The organism is Pantoea sp. X-Soil-MYKO-1289, assembly GCF_059730625.1.
The window spans coordinates 409,122-424,708 of sequence record NZ_AP036005.1 but is presented as its reverse complement, the minus strand read 5'-3'; the positions used below and the strand labels follow the sequence as shown (position 1 = coordinate 424,708).

Annotated in this window: 16 protein-coding genes; 9 read left to right on the top strand and 7 right to left on the bottom strand. The window is 59.2% G+C overall.

The window, feature by feature from the left end; genetic code table 11:
* The first annotated feature begins 22 nt into the window (after positions 1-22).
* The gene (gene aroD / locus AC6I7Z_RS21335; RefSeq protein WP_497815792.1) at positions 23-862 is read left to right on the top strand and encodes a type I 3-dehydroquinate dehydratase; all 840 of its coding nucleotides are present in this window, start codon (positions 23-25) and stop codon (positions 860-862) included.
* Positions 863-960: 98 nt separating this feature from the next.
* Here the strand turns inward: aroD and AC6I7Z_RS21330 are convergent, their stop codons facing one another.
* Positions 961-1,671 (bottom strand): IclR family transcriptional regulator, encoded by a 711-nt coding sequence (locus AC6I7Z_RS21330; protein WP_497815791.1) that lies wholly within the window; start codon positions 1,669-1,671, stop codon positions 961-963.
* Positions 1,672-1,842: 171 nt separating this feature from the next.
* On the opposite strand from AC6I7Z_RS21330, the gene AC6I7Z_RS21325 reads away from it, so the two are divergent.
* Positions 1,843-2,535: an RraA family protein gene (locus AC6I7Z_RS21325; protein WP_497815790.1), complete on the top strand. Its 693-nt coding sequence runs from the start codon at positions 1,843-1,845 to the stop codon at positions 2,533-2,535.
* Positions 2,535-3,482: an NAD(P)-dependent oxidoreductase gene (locus tag AC6I7Z_RS21320; RefSeq protein ID WP_497815789.1), complete on the top strand. Its 948-nt coding sequence runs from the start codon at positions 2,535-2,537 to the stop codon at positions 3,480-3,482. Before AC6I7Z_RS21325 ends, AC6I7Z_RS21320 begins: the two co-directional genes overlap by 1 nt.
* A gap of 55 nt (positions 3,483-3,537) precedes the next feature.
* Here AC6I7Z_RS21320 and AC6I7Z_RS21315 read toward each other — a convergent pair whose 3' ends face one another.
* Positions 3,538-4,878, bottom strand: coding sequence for an MFS transporter (locus AC6I7Z_RS21315; RefSeq protein ID WP_497815788.1), 1,341 nt, complete (start codon positions 4,876-4,878; stop codon positions 3,538-3,540).
* A 266-nt stretch (positions 4,879-5,144) separates the two neighbouring features.
* The gene (gene fhuE / locus AC6I7Z_RS21310) at positions 5,145-7,316 is read right to left on the bottom strand and encodes a ferric-rhodotorulic acid/ferric-coprogen receptor FhuE (protein WP_497815916.1); all 2,172 of its coding nucleotides are present in this window, start codon (positions 7,314-7,316) and stop codon (positions 5,145-5,147) included.
* Between the two features lie 398 nt (positions 7,317-7,714).
* Between fhuE and AC6I7Z_RS21305 the strand changes: the two genes are divergently transcribed.
* The gene (locus AC6I7Z_RS21305) at positions 7,715-8,803 is read left to right on the top strand and encodes a YncE family protein (protein WP_497815787.1); all 1,089 of its coding nucleotides are present in this window, start codon (positions 7,715-7,717) and stop codon (positions 8,801-8,803) included.
* Positions 8,804-8,812: 9 nt separating this feature from the next.
* Here AC6I7Z_RS21305 and AC6I7Z_RS21300 read toward each other — a convergent pair whose 3' ends face one another.
* Positions 8,813-9,235: a DUF2000 domain-containing protein gene (locus AC6I7Z_RS21300; protein WP_497815786.1), complete on the bottom strand. Its 423-nt coding sequence runs from the start codon at positions 9,233-9,235 to the stop codon at positions 8,813-8,815.
* Positions 9,236-9,381: 146 nt separating this feature from the next.
* Between AC6I7Z_RS21300 and AC6I7Z_RS21295 the strand changes: the two genes are divergently transcribed.
* The gene (locus AC6I7Z_RS21295) at positions 9,382-9,855 is read left to right on the top strand and encodes an Lrp/AsnC family transcriptional regulator (protein WP_497815785.1); all 474 of its coding nucleotides are present in this window, start codon (positions 9,382-9,384) and stop codon (positions 9,853-9,855) included.
* A gap of 30 nt (positions 9,856-9,885) precedes the next feature.
* Here AC6I7Z_RS21295 and AC6I7Z_RS21290 read toward each other — a convergent pair whose 3' ends face one another.
* Positions 9,886-10,476 (bottom strand): CGNR zinc finger domain-containing protein, encoded by a 591-nt coding sequence (locus tag AC6I7Z_RS21290; RefSeq protein ID WP_497815784.1) that lies wholly within the window; start codon positions 10,474-10,476, stop codon positions 9,886-9,888.
* A 168-nt stretch (positions 10,477-10,644) separates the two neighbouring features.
* On the opposite strand from AC6I7Z_RS21290, the gene AC6I7Z_RS21285 reads away from it, so the two are divergent.
* Both AC6I7Z_RS21285 and AC6I7Z_RS21280 read left to right on the top strand, forming a co-directional pair.
* A complete protein-coding gene (locus AC6I7Z_RS21285; protein ID WP_497815783.1) occupies positions 10,645-11,526 on the top strand; it encodes an alpha/beta fold hydrolase in 882 nt (293 codons plus the stop codon).
* Between the two features lie 73 nt (positions 11,527-11,599).
* The gene (locus AC6I7Z_RS21280) at positions 11,600-11,815 is read left to right on the top strand and encodes a hypothetical protein (RefSeq protein ID WP_497815782.1); all 216 of its coding nucleotides are present in this window, start codon (positions 11,600-11,602) and stop codon (positions 11,813-11,815) included.
* Between the two features lie 55 nt (positions 11,816-11,870).
* On the opposite strand, the gene AC6I7Z_RS21275 is transcribed toward AC6I7Z_RS21280, so the two are convergent.
* Together AC6I7Z_RS21275 and AC6I7Z_RS21270 are read right to left on the bottom strand one after the other, a co-directional pair.
* Positions 11,871-13,076, bottom strand: a complete 1,206-nt coding sequence (locus AC6I7Z_RS21275; protein ID WP_497815781.1) for a diguanylate phosphodiesterase — start codon at positions 13,074-13,076, stop codon at positions 11,871-11,873.
* Between the two features lie 496 nt (positions 13,077-13,572).
* Complete coding sequence (locus AC6I7Z_RS21270) at positions 13,573-14,532, bottom strand: LysR family transcriptional regulator (protein WP_497815780.1); 960 nt, start codon at positions 14,530-14,532, stop codon at positions 13,573-13,575.
* A 96-nt stretch (positions 14,533-14,628) separates the two neighbouring features.
* Between AC6I7Z_RS21270 and AC6I7Z_RS21265 the strand changes: the two genes are divergently transcribed.
* Both AC6I7Z_RS21265 and AC6I7Z_RS21260 read left to right on the top strand, forming a co-directional pair.
* Positions 14,629-15,063, top strand: a complete 435-nt coding sequence (locus AC6I7Z_RS21265) for a DMT family transporter (protein ID WP_048782770.1) — start codon at positions 14,629-14,631, stop codon at positions 15,061-15,063.
* 1 nt (position 15,064) lies between these two features.
* On the top strand, positions 15,065-15,523 hold the full coding sequence (locus AC6I7Z_RS21260; RefSeq protein ID WP_497815779.1) for a DMT family transporter: 459 nt from the start codon (positions 15,065-15,067) through the stop codon (positions 15,521-15,523).
* The last annotated feature ends 64 nt before the right edge of the window (positions 15,524-15,587 follow it).

Genomic DNA, 15,587 nt, shown 5'->3' with positions numbered 1-15,587 from the left:
ATTCATCACAGGGAGAGGGTTTATGCTCAAAGCACCGTTAGCACTACTGATGGTGGCGGTTTCCGCAGCGGCTGCGGAACCGCCGACGCCGCATGTACGACCGCTGCAGGTGGGCAGTCTCACTATTCAGCAGGGCAAACCGGCCATTATCGTCTCGACCACGGGCGAGGATGCGGAGAGCGCGCTGAAGCTGGCGCGCCAGGCGGCGCAAACGTCGCAGGTGCAGATGGTCGAACTGCGCGTCGATAAGCTCGATTTCGCCACTAACGTCGACAAAGTGGCGCAGCTCGGGCGAGAGATGCGCCGCGAACTCCAGGGCAAGCCGCTGCTGCTGACGCTGCGCACCCAAAACGAAGGCGGCAGCCTGTCGCCGGACGACGCCAGCTATATCGCCCTTTATCAGCAGTGGATCGAGGCAGGCTTCGCCGATCTTATCGATATTGAGATGCGCATCGGCGCGCCGGCGGTGGATCGCCTGGTGGCGCAGGCGCACCGCCGTCACGTCGCGGTGATCCTCTCTTATCACGACTTCCAGGCGACGCCGGATAACGCCGACCTGCTGCAGCGGCTGACGTGGCAGGAGGCGCACGGCGCGGACATTCTGAAGATAGCGGTGATGCCGAAAACGCCGCACGACGTCAGCCGCCTGAGCGACGTGACCTGGCAGATGCGCCAGCGCAGCGACAGGCCGCTGCTGACCATGGCGATGGGTGGGCTGGGCGCGGTGACGCGCATGTCGGGTGAGGTTTTCGGCAGCAATCTGACCTTCGGCACCCTGGACGAGGCGTCCGCGCCGGGTCAGCTTGAGGTGCAGGCGCTGGATCGGGCGATGAGCATGCTGCATAAGGCGAATGCGTCCTAATGTCACAACAGCGCACCGCGCCGCTGCTGGCGTAGACAGCGTCGAGCACCGCTCAGTAAACGGCGGTGCGCGATCTTCCTGCTTTTTTCCGGCGCTCGTCAGCGCGGATAAAAGCGGTCGCAAAATCCTTTGCTGGCGCCCAGCCGCGTCGACAGGCGATAAGCGCTATCCCGCATCGCGCGGGCGACGTCGCGGTCGGTGCGCTCCGGCGTCAGACGTGATGAGGGGCCAGTGATGGCCAGCGCGGCGGCCAGCGTATCGCCCTCGCCGAATACCGGCAGCGAAAACGCGGCGATATGCGGATCCCGCATGCCGGACGTATAGAGCGGCAGCGTAGGTGTCTGGTCAAACAGCGGCTCATGCAGACCCCAGTGGCGCAGCACCTGGCCGATAGCGGAATTGTCCAGCGGCAGTGAGCTGCCCGCCAGTCGCGTTTCGCGCAGCTCTTCCGACGACTCGGCGCGGAACAGGCAGAGCCGTTGCCCCTCCTCAATAACGTACCAGGAGGCGCTTTCGCCGGTGGCGGCCGCCAGCGCGTGCAGCTCTGGCTGAACAATATTCGCCAGATGAAAAGATTGTTCATAGAGCTTGCCGAGGTAGAGCAGACGCGGCCCAAGCGAGTAGCTGCCGTTCTCACGGCGGATCACATAATGCATTCGCTCCAGCGAATTCATCAGGCGATAGACCGTGGTTTTATGCTGGCCAGAAGCCTGCGCCAGCGCGGTCAGCGTCATGGACTCCTCGCCCGGTTTAAAGCAGTCGAGCAGCGCCAGCGCTTTCTCTACGGCTACTACGCCTTCATTTCCCATCCTGTTCCTCCTGATTTTGGTGCCAGGGATTGTAACCTGCAATTTGTGATTTACATCGTGTTTACATCACAAATGAATCGTTAACAGTAGCCTTAGCAGAGGCTGGCTGGCTATAGTTGTTGTATGTAGTAAAACACAGTTTTACAGAGTAAAACAACTGGAGCGACGGCTATGATCAATCATTCATCTTCTCTATTAAAACGCGCCATTACGCGCGTCGAACCCGACCTCGTCAAACGCGCCGCAGAATTTCAGGCGGCCATACTCGCGGATGTGGCGGGAAGACGCGGCACGCTGCACGGGCGAATCAAACCGCTAAACCCAGCCATGAAAGTCGCCGGATCGGCGGTAACCGTAGAAGTGCGTCCCGGCGATAACCTGGCCATTCATGCGGCGCTGGCGATTGCCCAGCCGGGCGATGTCATTGTCGTTGACGGCAAGGGGGATCTTAGCTGCGCCCTGATTGGTGAAATCATGGCTACCCAGGCGCATGCCGCCGGTATCGCCGGAATCATTATCGATGGCGCAGTGCGCGATAGCGATGCGCTGGCGCAGGGCGCTTTTCCGGTTTTCTCCGCCGGGCTAAATCCCTGCGGCCCGACTAAATCCATTGCCGGGCGCGTTAATCACCCGGTATCGGTGGCGGGTGCGGCTATCCAGCCAGGCGACCTGATTATCGGCGACGCAGACGGCGTGGTGGTGCTGCCGCGGGAAGAGGTCGCGGCGCTGCTGGAGCTGGCGCAGAAAAAGCTGGATGGCGAAAATCGCCGGCTTCAGGCCATTCGTCAGGGCGATATTCGCGCGCCCTGGCTGGAAGAGGCGCTGCGCGCGGCGGGCATGCTGAACGACGGGGAGACGCTGTGATGAGCCATAAGCCGACCATTATCGTTACCGGCAGCGATCTGGCGCAGGAGGCGGTCGATCTGCTGCACGCTTATCAGCTGGTCTATGCCGGCCGCCAGCCTGACGAAGCGGATCTGATCGCCCTGTGCCAGCAGCATAATCCGCTCGCCATCATTGTGCGCTACGGCAAGATCAACGCGCGCGTTATGGAGGCCGCGCCCGCGCTGCGGGTGATCGCTAAACATGGCAGCGGAATTGACGTGATCGACCAGGCTGCGGCGGCGCAGCGTGGTATTCGCGTGCTGGCCGCGGTGGGCGCCAACGCCGCCGCCGTCGCGGAGCACACCTGGGCGCTGATCCTCGCCTGCGCCAAGTCGGTCATTACGCTGGACAAGCGCATGCACGAAGGGCACTGGGATAAAGCGCGGCATAAATCGCTGGAGCTGGAGGGACGCACGCTGGGGCTGATTGGACTTGGCGCCATCGGCGGCCGCGTGGCGAAAGCGGGCGCGGCCTTCGGCATGCAGGTCATCGCCTGCGATCCCTGGGCGAAACAGCTGCCCGACGGATGCGAATCGGTCGAGCTGGCGACGCTGCTGCGTCGGGCCGACGTGGTATCGCTCCACTGCCCGCTCACCGAGCAGAATCAGGGTATGATCAATTCAGCGACGCTGGCGCAGTTTAAACCGGGCGCCATACTGATCAACACCGCGCGCGGCGGTCTGATTGAGGAAGAGGCGCTGGCGGAGGCGCTGCAAAACGGCACGCTGCGCTGCGCCGCGCTGGACAGTTTTGCGCAGGAGCCGCTAACCGCGCCGCACCGCTGGCAGCAGCAGGAGAATCTGATCCTCTCTCCCCATATCGGCGGCGTAAGCGACACCTCCTACGTGAAAATGGGCTGCGCGGCGGCGCGCAATGTGCTGAGCGTGCTGCAGGAAGACGCTGCCGAGGCACCATCGCCGGTATAAGCCGCAGGCAATAAAAAAGGCGCTTATCGCGCCTTTTTTTTCGTCTGTCGATCGCTTAGCGCGGCTGCGCCTCAGCCTCAGCCTCAGCCTCAATGCGCAGCTGAGACTTGCGGCCCATCACCAGCACCGCGATACCGCCCGCCGCGCAGAGCAGCGCCAGCGGCATCATCGCCAGCGTATGGCTGCCGGTCGCCTGGTTGATCATACCGTACACGTTCACCATCAGGCCGCCGCCGATCAAATTGGCGACGGCGCCGATCGCCGCCAGCCCGGCCGCTACTGTCGAAGAGGATAACCAGCCTGACGCCAGCGCCCAGAACGGTCCTTTCATCGAATAGGCGCCAATCAACACCAGCGACAGGATCACCACGCTGCCGGTGAGGGACTGGCTGATAAACGCGGAAAGCAGGCCGCCTGCAATCAGGAACAGCGTCAGAGCGGTATGCCAGCGGCGTTCGCCGGTGCGGTCTGAACTGCGACCCCAGACAATCATCAACACCGATGCCAGCCCGTAAGGGATCGCGTTCACCAGACCGGTGGTAAAGTTATCCAGCCCAAACGACTTCAACAGCTGCGGCGACCAGACGCTGAGCGTGGATCCGGCGGCGGAAGCGCCGGCGTAGATCAGCGCCATGACCCAGATATGCTTGTGGCGCAGCAGCTGCCACAGGGAAATATGGCCGATGGCTTTGCGCTGGGCATTTTCCGCCGCCAGAGTAGATGAGAGCCAGTTACGCTGCTCGCTGGTGAGCCAGCTGGCGCTGTCCGGCCGGTTGCTCAGCACGAAGAAGGCCGCCACGCCCAGCAGCACCGCGGGAATGCCTTCGAGAATAAACAGCCAGTGCCAGCCGCGCATGCCGAACCAGCCGTCCAGCGACAGGATCGCGCCGGAAATCGGCGAGCCGATAAAGTTAGCGGCCGGGATTGCCACCATAAAGGTGGCGATAACGCGCGCGCGGTACTTCGCCGGGATCCAGTAGGTCAGATAGAGGATGACGCCGGGAAAGAAACCCGCTTCCGCAGCACCCAGCAGAAAGCGCAGCAGATACAGCATTTCCTTGCTCTCGACAAAAGCGGTGCAGACCGACACGATGCCCCAGGTGATCATGATGCGGGAGATCCAGATCTTTGCGCCGATCTTTTGCATCGCCAGGTTGCTCGGCACTTCAAACAGAAAGTAGCCGATAAAGAACAGGCTGCTCGCCAGGCCGAAAACCGCTTTCGATAATCCCAGATCCTCATTCATTTGCAGCGATGCCATGCCGATATTGCCCCGATCGATGATCGCAATCAGGTAACAGACGATCAAAAAGGGCAGGATGCGCCAGACAACGCGCCTGACGGTTTGCCTTTCCAGCTCTGAGGGCGCAGGTGAAGCGTGCATCTTTTCAGACATGATGTACCTCTTAACAGAAGTCGTCCCCGGCAAAGCGCGACCTTGCGGGTGTAGGTTGTTTTACTGTGTAAAACTGTTATGTACAGAGTACAACTCATTATCTCTGCATGGGCTTTTATCTGCAGTGGCATGTTGCAAGGTTGAGTGAGATGTCACAAAAAGATGACGCGATGATAGCGGTTATGTGATGGCATTAGAATTCTGCGCATGAATACGCAGGGGGAAGGAAACCGGTAATGCTCCCCGGCGGATGCCGGGGAGCAGCGTCAGAAGCTGTAGTTCAGACTGACCGACATATTACGCGGCTCGCCGTAGACGGCGGAGCTGTCGAGGTAAGAGTAGTATTCGCGGTCGAACAGGTTATGAAGATTCGCCTGCACCGCCAGCTGCTTCGTCACCTGATAGCGGGCAAAGAGATCCACCAGCGGGTAGCTGCCCTGGTAGAGGCGCTGCGTCTCGCCGCTCGGTCCGGTGATATCCTGATAAACGCGGTTCTGCCAGTTTATCCCGCCGCCCAGCGTCAGCTCCGGCAGCATCGGCAGGCGATAGCGGCTAAAGAGCTTGAGCTGCGTCTGCGGCGCAAAACTGTTGTAGCGGCCGCTGCTGTCGCGCGCCACATAGCGCGTGGCGCTAAAGGTAAGTTGCAGATTGTCGGTAACGGCGCCATTCATCTCCAGCTCCGCGCCTTTGCTCACCGCGCCCTGCGTCGCGCGGTAGGCCTGTTCGCTCGACCCGTTGACAAAGACGCCGTCAATCGCCTCGGCGGCGTTCTGCTGTTCGATGCGGAAAATAGCGAGATTGCTGGTCAGACGGCCATTCATCCAGTCCGCTTTCAGGCCGGTTTCGTAGTTTTTCCCGGTAACAGGCGACAGCCAGGCGCCATCGGCGCTGCGTTTGGTTTGCGGCGAGAAAATCGAGGTATAGCTGGCGTATGCGGAGAGGCTCTCGCTCAGGTCGTACACCAGACCGCCGTAAGGCGTCACGTTGTTCTTGCGCATATCGCCGCTGCTGCCGTCGGTGCTGTACTGCGTATAGCGCGCGCCGAGGATCAGCGACAGCGGATCGGCCAGCGAGAAACGCGCGGCGGTGTAGGCGGATTTCTGCCGCACGATATCGTCGTTGTTAAGATACCAGTCGCCCCATTCAGGCTCGGCAAGGGAGCCGTCCCAGCTGCTGTTAAATACTCCAAGCTGTTCGCTGCTGACCGGGCCGTTGGCGCTCCAGGAGGCGTTGTGCTGGCGGCTGTAGCTCAGCCCCGCCATCAGCTGATGCTGACGTCCCAGCAGCTCAAACGGGCCGCTGGCCCAGGCGTCCCAGGAGTCCAGCGTGCGCTTGCCGCGATCCTGACTGCCGAAGCCGCTGGCGCCGAGGCCGGTTTCCTCGTCCGGATTATCCATAACGTAGAGCAGCTTGTCATTGAGGGTCTGTTCGCCGTGGGTGCCGTTCAGCTGGAAGGTCCAGCCGTTGTCCCAGTTATGGGTGACGTTGGCAAAGACCTTACGCGATTCCACCGCATAGCTTGCCCAGTCGGTCGAGGTATTGGTGCTGCGGTCGTAGCGGGTGCGCGATCCGTTGCTGAACAAGCTCGGTAAGCCGCCCCAGGTGGGGTTGCCGGTATGCTGCTGCTGATAATCCCAGCCCAGCGACAGGGTGGTGTGGTCGCTCAGGTCGGCATCCACCACGCCATAGAGGAATTTTTTGGTTTTCTGGTAGCGATCGAGCCAGCTCTCCTGGTTCTGGTAGCCGGCGATAACGCGGCCTCGCACGCTGCCCTCGGCGTTCAGCGGAGCCGAGAGATCCGCCACGTAGCGCTGCGCGTTCCAGCTGCCGTAGCTGGCGCTGAGGCTGCCAGTAAAGGTTTTGCTGTCGGCGCGCTTGCGCACCATATTGACCGTGGCGCCTGGATCTCCCGCGCCGGTCATCAGGCCGTTGGCGCCGCGCACAATCTCGATGCGATCGTAAATCGCCGTATCCTCTGCCGCGTCGCCATAGTTCCAGGCATCGCCCGTGGTGGTGGGAATATTGTCATAGGCGAAATCGGTGATCTGAAAGCCGCGCGAGTAGTAATAGCTGCGCTCGCTGTCAACCTGCTGCGATGAGACGCCGGTGGCGTTGGTCAGCACATCATCCACCGCCTGAAGATCCTGGTCGTCTATGCGCTGGCGGGTGACGACGGTAACCGACTGCGGCACGTCGCGCGGCGTCAGCAGCATTTTGGTGCCGGCGCGCGTGGTGGTGACCTGATAATCATGGCTGCTCTGGGTCGCGTCCGTCGCGCTGCCGTCAACCACCAGCTGCTGGGGCGAATCGTCGCTCTCCGCCGCCCAGGCGGAATGCGCGCCGGCGTGGATCGCCAGCGCCAGCAGTGTGAGCGTGAAGGTTTTTACCGATCGTGGTGCGCGCGCTGTCGCGCCTGTTTCCCTGCCGCTGAAAGACATAATTTTTTCCATCAGGAAGTCTTGTTATGGTGCCCTTGCTCGCCTTCGTCGCAGCGAAGCGCAAAGGAGAGTGGGACTGTAATGAGAAAGTTAATGATAATCATTTGCTTTAATGTGTCGTGCAGAAGTTGCACTATAAATGTAATTAAATGTAAACATGATATTAATCATAATGTTATAACTCTAACTGGGAAATCTCAGCAGCAGCAACACAACAGGTTGTTCATAAAGCGCACGCAATTGCCTCTCTGAGTGGCACGGCGTCTGGTCTCGTCAGGCCTGACCACAGACAGGCGGATTGTCGCCTCTGATGTTAATGAGTATGATTCTCATTCATTTGGCTATCCCCGCTGCGGCAGCGCCTGACGGGAGAGGCTTATCCATAGATGGAGTCCTGCATGAAATCGCTCTTCACCCCGCGCCGACGCGCGCTTGCCGTTGCCATCCTCGCAGCGTCAGTTCTGACGGCCTGCCAGACACCGGCGCGCACTGCTGCGCCCGCCGCGACGGCTGTAGCTAAGCCCGCCGCCGCTAACCTGACGCAGCGCGAGCTGGGCGAGGGGCTTTACGAGATGGCTTACGCGCCTGCGGCAAACGCCCTGTTTGTCGCCAGCGCGCAGGGCTTTAATGCGGTAAACGGTGGCGTTATTTATCGTCTTGATCCCACTACGCTGGCGACCAAAGGCGTCACCCACACCGATCTGAAAAACTTCGGCATGGCGGCGGACAGCAGCGGAGATCGCTTTTACGCTACCAATACGCTCGACGGCGGCGTCTCGCAGGTGGATGTGCAGAGCGGCAAGGTGCTGCAGCGTCTGATGTTCAAAGGCAAAGACAAAGATGGCGATCCCATCGGCGCGCGCGAAGTGCTGTTCCACAATAACGAACTCTTCATCGGCGGCGTGGCCGATCCCGGCTTCATTTCTGTGGTGGATGCGAAGCGCATGACGCTGAAAAAGCGCATTCCCAACGCTGGAAAATGGGTGACCGGTATCATTTACTCGTCGCTGACCGACCGCGTCTATACCGCCAACGGCGGCGGCGAAATTCTGGTGATCAACCCGCATACTCACCGTATCGAGAAACGTTTCTCGCCGGATGACGGCAAAGCCTATCTGTTCCTCAACCTGGCGGAGGATCCCGCTACCGGCCGCCTGTTTGTCACTGACGACTCAAAAGCGAAAGCCACGCTGGTGTTTGACGAGCGTTCCGGCAAAGTGATCAAGCGCCTCGACGGCGATGCGCTGGGCATTAAGTTCAACCCGGCGCGCAATGAGATCTATATCAGCCAACGCGAGTCGAAGAGGGTGCTGCAGCTTGACGCCACCAGCTACGCGGTGAAAAACAGCTGGGCATTTAGCAGCCATCCCAACAGCCTGCTGCTTTCCCCGGACGGCGAGGTGCTCTACGTTACGCTGAAGCAGGACTTCAACAAAGACAACTCCACCAAAGGGCCGGACAGCGTAGTGCGCATTGCGCTACCCTAACGCGCCGCGCTAACGATAAAGCTTAAGGTTACCCGTCAGGCGGGTAATGGCTTTTTTCGGTCCCGCCAGCCCCAGCGCCACCAGCTCGATAGCGGAGCTGGCGGCGTCGCGCAGCCGCGCCTCATACTCGTCATAACTTCTGCACGACTGCGCCAGCGCGCTGAACGGCAGCACCAGCAGCGTCTCATCTGCGGCGCAGCGCTGATGCAGCTCGCGCAGATGCGTACCGCTGGCCAACAGCACCGGCAGCGGCGCGGCGATCACGCCGGGAAAGATCACTTCGTCGCGGCTGTTCAGCGCCGGGCCGACCAGATTCTCCAGCGCGCGGCCAAAGCTGACGCCGATCACGCTGGCGGCGTTCATCGCCAGCCCTGGCGGCAAATCCTGAGCGACGATTAGGGTGCAACGGTGTTGTTCGGTATCGAAGCGCATAGGTTCCTCTGAGTAAATCGTCTTGGGAAAGAGTAAGAAGTATGCCTGCCAGCAACGGAAATGTGCTGTCGAATCAGGGGCGGAAACCGGCTAATATGGGCAAAATATTCCCCATTTAATGCTAAATCAGGCAGAGGTTGCCGTATATGTCGTTGAGTAAGGCAGAAGTCAAAATCCTTGCGCGCCTGCAGCAGGACGGGCGCATCACTAACCAGCAGCTGGCGGATAAGACAGGCATGTCGGCGTCGCCCTGCTGGCGCATGGTGCGTAAGCTGGAGAGCGATGAGGTGATTCAGGGCTATCGCGCAGTGCTCAACCGCAAAAAGATTGGCCTGAACGTGATGGTTTTCGTGCGGGTAATTATCGACAGCCACAGCGAGGCGCAGGCGCGCAAATTCGAGCAGGAGGTAAGCGCGCTGGAGAATGTGGTGGCCTGCTACAGTATCGGCGGCGACAGCGACTTCCTGTTGCAGGTCGTGGCCGCCGATCTCGACAGCTATGCCGATTTCGCCATGGGCGTTATTCGTCGCCTGCCGGGAATTAAAGAGATGCAGAGCATGTTCGTACTGAAGGAGATAAAGGGGCTGAGCGCCTGGCCGCTAGGCACGTTGGGCGGGTAATCCGCGCCCGCCGACGCAGGCTCTCTCGCTTTAGCTCTGGGTCATCCGGCGAAAGCGCGCCGCCTTGGCCCGGTTGCCGCAGATCGCCATGCTGCACCAGCGGCGGCGATGCGCTTTGGTGCGATCGTAAAACAGGAGCGTGCAGTCGGGATGCTCGCACTCGCGCACCAGCGAGAAATCGCCGTTCACCAGCAAATCAGCAGCCTGCTCCGCCACCGGGCCAAGCTGCTGCTCCGGCGTGCCCGCCGCGTAGACGCGGCGATACTCAGGCTGGCCATCGCGGTTTAGCGTCAGCTCAAAGTGGCTGGAGGCGCTGCGCAGAAAGCGATTAAGCTCTTCCGGCTGCCAGAGCGACTCTCTTTTTTTCTGCTGTACCGCATGCAGAATCACGGCGCGCAGCTGACGCGCCGCGGTTAACAGCGTGCCCGCGCGCGCGTTGACTTCGCCCCCGCCTGACAAACATCCCGCCGCCTCTAGCCAGCGAACCACATCCTCGTCGCGCTGAAAAAAATCATGCGGCGCGCCATCGACCTGCGCCACGGTGTTGAGAAAATCGAGCGCCAGATGATCGCCAATCAGCAACGGCGCGGCGGGCAGGTTTTCACTGTTTCTCTCTTTCATTAAATTCGACTCTCCTGATAACCGTTAAAGATTACGTTACAGGGTTATTTTCTGCAACGGCAGCGCATTCAAATAACCGTTAAAAATAACTTTTAAAGGTTTAAATAGTATGTCAGGGTAGAGTGGAACCTGTAAAAAACAACTTTAACGGTTACAAGAGAGGCCAATATGATCAGCAATCCGCTCTATCCAGTGCACTATCGCTTTGTCGACGCTGACGGCGTGCGCCTGTTCTATCGCGAAGCCGGCAATCCTGAACTCCCCACATTGCTGCTGCTGCATGGCTATCCCAGCTCCTCGCATCAGTTTCGCGATCTTATTCCCTTGCTGAGCGACAGATTCCATCTGGTGGCGCCCGATCTGCCCGGTTTTGGTTTTACCGACGTGCCAGACGCGCGCCGTTACGTCTACAGCTTTGACGCGCTGGGCGAAACCCTTGTCGCGTTCGTCGATGCGTTACGGCTCGAGCAGTACGCGCTTTACGTATTCGACTATGGTGCGCCGAGCGGGCTGCGACTGGCGCTCGCTTATCCCGACAGGGTAACCGGCCTGGTGTCGCAAAACGGCAATGCCTATCTCGAAGGGCTGGGCGACGCATGGGAGCCGATTCGGCGCTACTGGGCGCAGCCGACGCCGGAAAATCGCCAAGTCGTGCATGACAACGTGCTTAATCTGGCAGGAACCCGCTGGCAATATCTGCATGGCGTCAGCGACGAAACGCTGGTGGCGCCGGAAGGCTATATGCTTGATGCGCTGCTGATGGAACGGCCCGGCAACAAAGCGATTCAGCTGGATCTCTTCCTTGACTACGCCAATAACCTGACGCGCTACCCGGATTTTCAGCGGTTCTTCCGCGAAAAACAGCTGCCGACGCTGGTTATCTGGGGCAAACACGATCCCTTCTTTATTCCGCCGGGCGCGCAGGCTTATTTGCGGGATAACCCGCAGGCGCAGATTGAGCTGCTCGATACCGGCCATTTTGCGCTGGAAACCCACGCGAACTATATCGCGCAGCGCATCAGACAGGTGATTGGCGGCGAAGCGCTTTAGATGGCGGATTTGCCGGGATAGCGTATGGTTAAACTTTGGCCGCACTCGTTAACGTGAAGCATCAGGGGGAAACATGGATTACGCTATCGCCAGCAATCTGGATGAGCTGAATGAACTGCTCAGCAGCGGGGAGCATAAATCAGTGGTTATCGGCTATGAGCTTTCCGCCGATGAGTTTTTCGGCATCGCGATGTACTGGGGCGATCGGGGCGCGAAAATTAAACGCGTTGACGGCAGTTTTCTGGTGAAGCTGGGGAAAAACGCGATTCCGCCGAACGACGGAATCTAACCTCTGGCCGCGTGATAACAGACAGGCCGCGCGGAAGGCGGCCCGTCTGGTAGCCTTACTGAATCTCCGGCCAGGCGACCGCCGGAATACCGTTCAGCTGTGGGCGGGCGAACAGATAACCCTGGAAATTGCTGATACCGGCGGCTTCCAGCCACATCCACTCTTCCGGCTTCTCGACCCCTTCGGCGATAACGCTGATCTCCAGCGAGGAGCAGCATTTTAAAATAGCATGCACAATCGCCTGTTTCGGCCCGCTTTTATGCACATCGATAATGAGATTGCGGTCGATTTTGATTTTGTCCGGCTGGAAGCGCGACAGCAGCGACAGCCCGGCGAAACCGGCGCCGAAATCATCCAGCGCAATGCTGATGCCTGCCGCGCGCAGTTGCTTAACGGCGACGGTGAACTCATCAAGACGTGAAATCACCTCGTTTTCCGTCACCTCCACCACCACCTGTTCCGGCACCAGCCCGTTTTGCCTGATCTGATCCAGCAAAATCTCTACCGCGTTCGGCACCACCACCAGCGACATCGGCAGTAAATTAACCGATAACGTCTGGCCCTGAATATCGAGCTTTTTCGCCAGCGCGAAGGCGACGCCTTTCGCTTTAATATCGGCAGCGTAAATATCGTCGCCGGAGAACTGGGCGAAATAGTCGGTTGGCGCGTTGCCGTCCGGCGTGCGGATCAGCGCCTCCAGCGAGACGATTTGCTGCATCAGCGGATCGATAATCGGTTGAAAGGCGAAGCTGCAGTCAGCGGCGTCCGGCGGCGCAATGGCTTTTTCCAGCGCCTCCTCTACGACAAAATGCAGGGTATCGGTCGGCGGGATTTCAAAGTAGTTGGCTTTTTCTCTCGCCTCGACGAAGGTGCGCAGGAACTGCAAGGCGCGGTCGTCATAGGTAAGCTGATATTTTGAGGTGCCTTTATCGAGCACCGCCTGCAGCACCGTCTCTTTGTCATACTTGCGCAGGTCAAACAGCTCCATGCCGACGTTGCCGAAGCGGCGCGACGGCGAGTAGTCATACATTAACTCAACCAGGTTATGGTGACGTTTATCCGTGCAGATGCGTTCGTAAATTGCACAAACCGCCGCGTCGGAACCCTCCAGAAGCTGGAAAAAATGGGTGCCGTCAAACAGCAAAATGCCGGTAACGTCGTAGGTCTCGTTGGTTTTATTGGCGCGTGTGGCTAAATTATCCAGCGTTTTTACAGGCACGTCGTCTGATAGATGGCTGCGATAGATTATTGTTGTCAGCATGGATAATTCCAGTCATGGATTTTGTGAGGCACACATTAACAGAGGTCACGCAGCAATTGTCTAGCGGTTTTTTTTAGAAATAAAAAAAAGTAGGCGAGACGCTGTTTTATAAAAAAGCAGTGATAAAGCCTTGCCGGTTCGCTTTAATCCATCCTCCGCTATGCCTGCTAATTAAAGGTGCTGGTGAAAACTATAAGTTATTGAAAATAATAGTCTTTCGAAAACCATATTATATCCGGCGTCGATAGCGCTCTGGTTTATATAAAGTTGCTCGACTAATACATCTTATCTGTAAGCCTGGCAGCGCGCGGCGCGTTGGCGGCCCTGAGATAATTTCGCCCGGAATTAACCGCTTCGCTTTAAATTATCGCCACGGGACGGCTCGCCTGTTTTTTGCGCCTCAGCCGGAATGTTTTTTGCCCAGAGCGCCGGAGGTCACTGGAAAAGCGTTAGCTGTCGTCGCGCTCGTTTTTCTCGCGCTGGCGCTGAGGAGGATTTATGACTTCTCAGCGTCGTTTAACGCCTCGCGCTGCCAGTAGAGTGGCGAGCCATACACCTCGATAAAGTAATCGATCACCGCGCGTATGCTGAGCGGCGGATGGCGCGTATTGGGATAAATGGCCGCAATTTGCTGCGGCACGGGATTGATCCCCGCTTCATACTCCTCCAGCAGCCTGACCAGCCTGCCGGTGCGCAGATGATCGCCCGTCAGCCAGTCCGGAAAAAGCACCATTCCCATGCCGCCCAGCGCGGCGGTCAGCAAGGTTTCGGCGTTGTTCGACGACAGCAGCGGCATAACCGGATAGTGCACCCAGGGCGCGCCGTCGCGCCGGAACAGCCAGCGGTTGGCGCCCGCTGAGCCGCGATAGACCAGACAATGATGCTCGCTCAGCGCATCCGGACTGGCGATAACGCCATGCCTGGCGAGGTAGTCCGGCGCAGCAGCCAGATAGTAGCGCTGACTGCCCAGCACCCGCGCGTGAAACGAGGAGTCGGTGAGCGTGCCGATGCGAAAGATAAGATCGGTCGCGGTGCGGTGCGGGTCGACATAGTCGTCAGTCAAGGTCAGCTCAATCTCCAGCAGCGGATAGCGCGCCGACAGGCCCGCCAGCCAGGGCGCGATATGCCGCTGGCCAAAAAAAACAGGCGCATTGAGCCGCACCAGGCCTGACGGCTGAAGCGATCGCTCCTGCAACGCCTGCCGCGCGTCGCTGAACTGGCTGTCGATGGCGCGCGCATAGTCGACAAACAGCCGGCCCGCTTCGGTGGGGATCACCGCTCGCGTGTTGCGGTAGAAAAGCTGCTGCCCCAGCGCATCCTCCAGCTGGAGAATGGTGCGCGACACTACCGAGGCGGATACCCCTTCGCGCCGCGCCACCACGGAAAAGTTTTGCGCATCGAACACGCTAAGGAAAAAGCGTAGCGCGCGCAGATCAATCGAGCCGGTGCTGTCCATTAATGCATTTCCTGCAAAGGTGTTTGCTACACTATAGCGTTTTTTATCTTAATCGACTCCATTATGCTGTTTCGCTTCGATTTAAAGGAAGCGATTATGCAACTCATTTTTCTATTTCTGGTGATCGCCGGCGGGATGGGACTGTCGGTTGAGGCGGGGCTGCTCGGGCCATTGGGCCAGCAGGTTGGGGATCTCTGGGCGACGTTCAGCATTTTTGGCGTGGGCGCGGCGCTCACCTTTTTGCTGATGCTCTTTTTTAGTCCGCGCAACAGCCCGTCGTTTTTCGCCCAGCCGGGCTGGCAGCTGCTCGGCGGGATTTTAGGCCCTGGCTACGTGGTGATCCTGACGCTGGCGACGCCGGTGATCGGCATCGCCATGACGATGATCGGCATTCTCGCCGGTCAGGTCTTCAAGAGTCTGGTGATTGACCACTTCGGCCTGCTGGGAACGCCGCATCGCAGAATCGATGGCAAGCGCATTATCGCGCTGGTGTTTATTGTTATCGCACTGGCGCTGGTCGCTCGAGGTTAATATGACGATTTTAATGATCTGTTTAGCGGTTCTGGGCGGCGCGCTGCTGAGTATTCAGGCGGCGATTAACGGCCAGCTCGGCGGTAAAGTGGGCGTCTTCCGCTGCGCCTTTCTGACCTTCGCGCTGGGCGCGGTGGTGACGGCGCTGCTGATTTTCTTTTTTGAGCCGCCGCAGGCGCACAGCCTGATGGATGTGCCGAAGTGGCAGCTGCTGGGCGCGCTGTGCGGCGTTCCCTATATCGTGATTATGGTGCTGGCGGTGCAGCGCATCGGGACGGCCGTAGCCACCGTTGCGGTGATCTTCGGCCAGCTCGCCATGAGCATGCTGATCGATAATTTCGGCTGGTTAGGCAATCCGGCGATCGCCTTCTCGCCGGGCCGGCTGGCGGCGGTGGTCTGCCTGGCGATTGCGCTGTTCTTTATCTACAGCAGCAACAAGCCGAAAAAAGCGAGTGCCTGACCGCAATGCCTGCGCCGCCTGCGCAGGCATTGCTTATTGTCGCCTCTCGCCGCCAGCCGGTTTT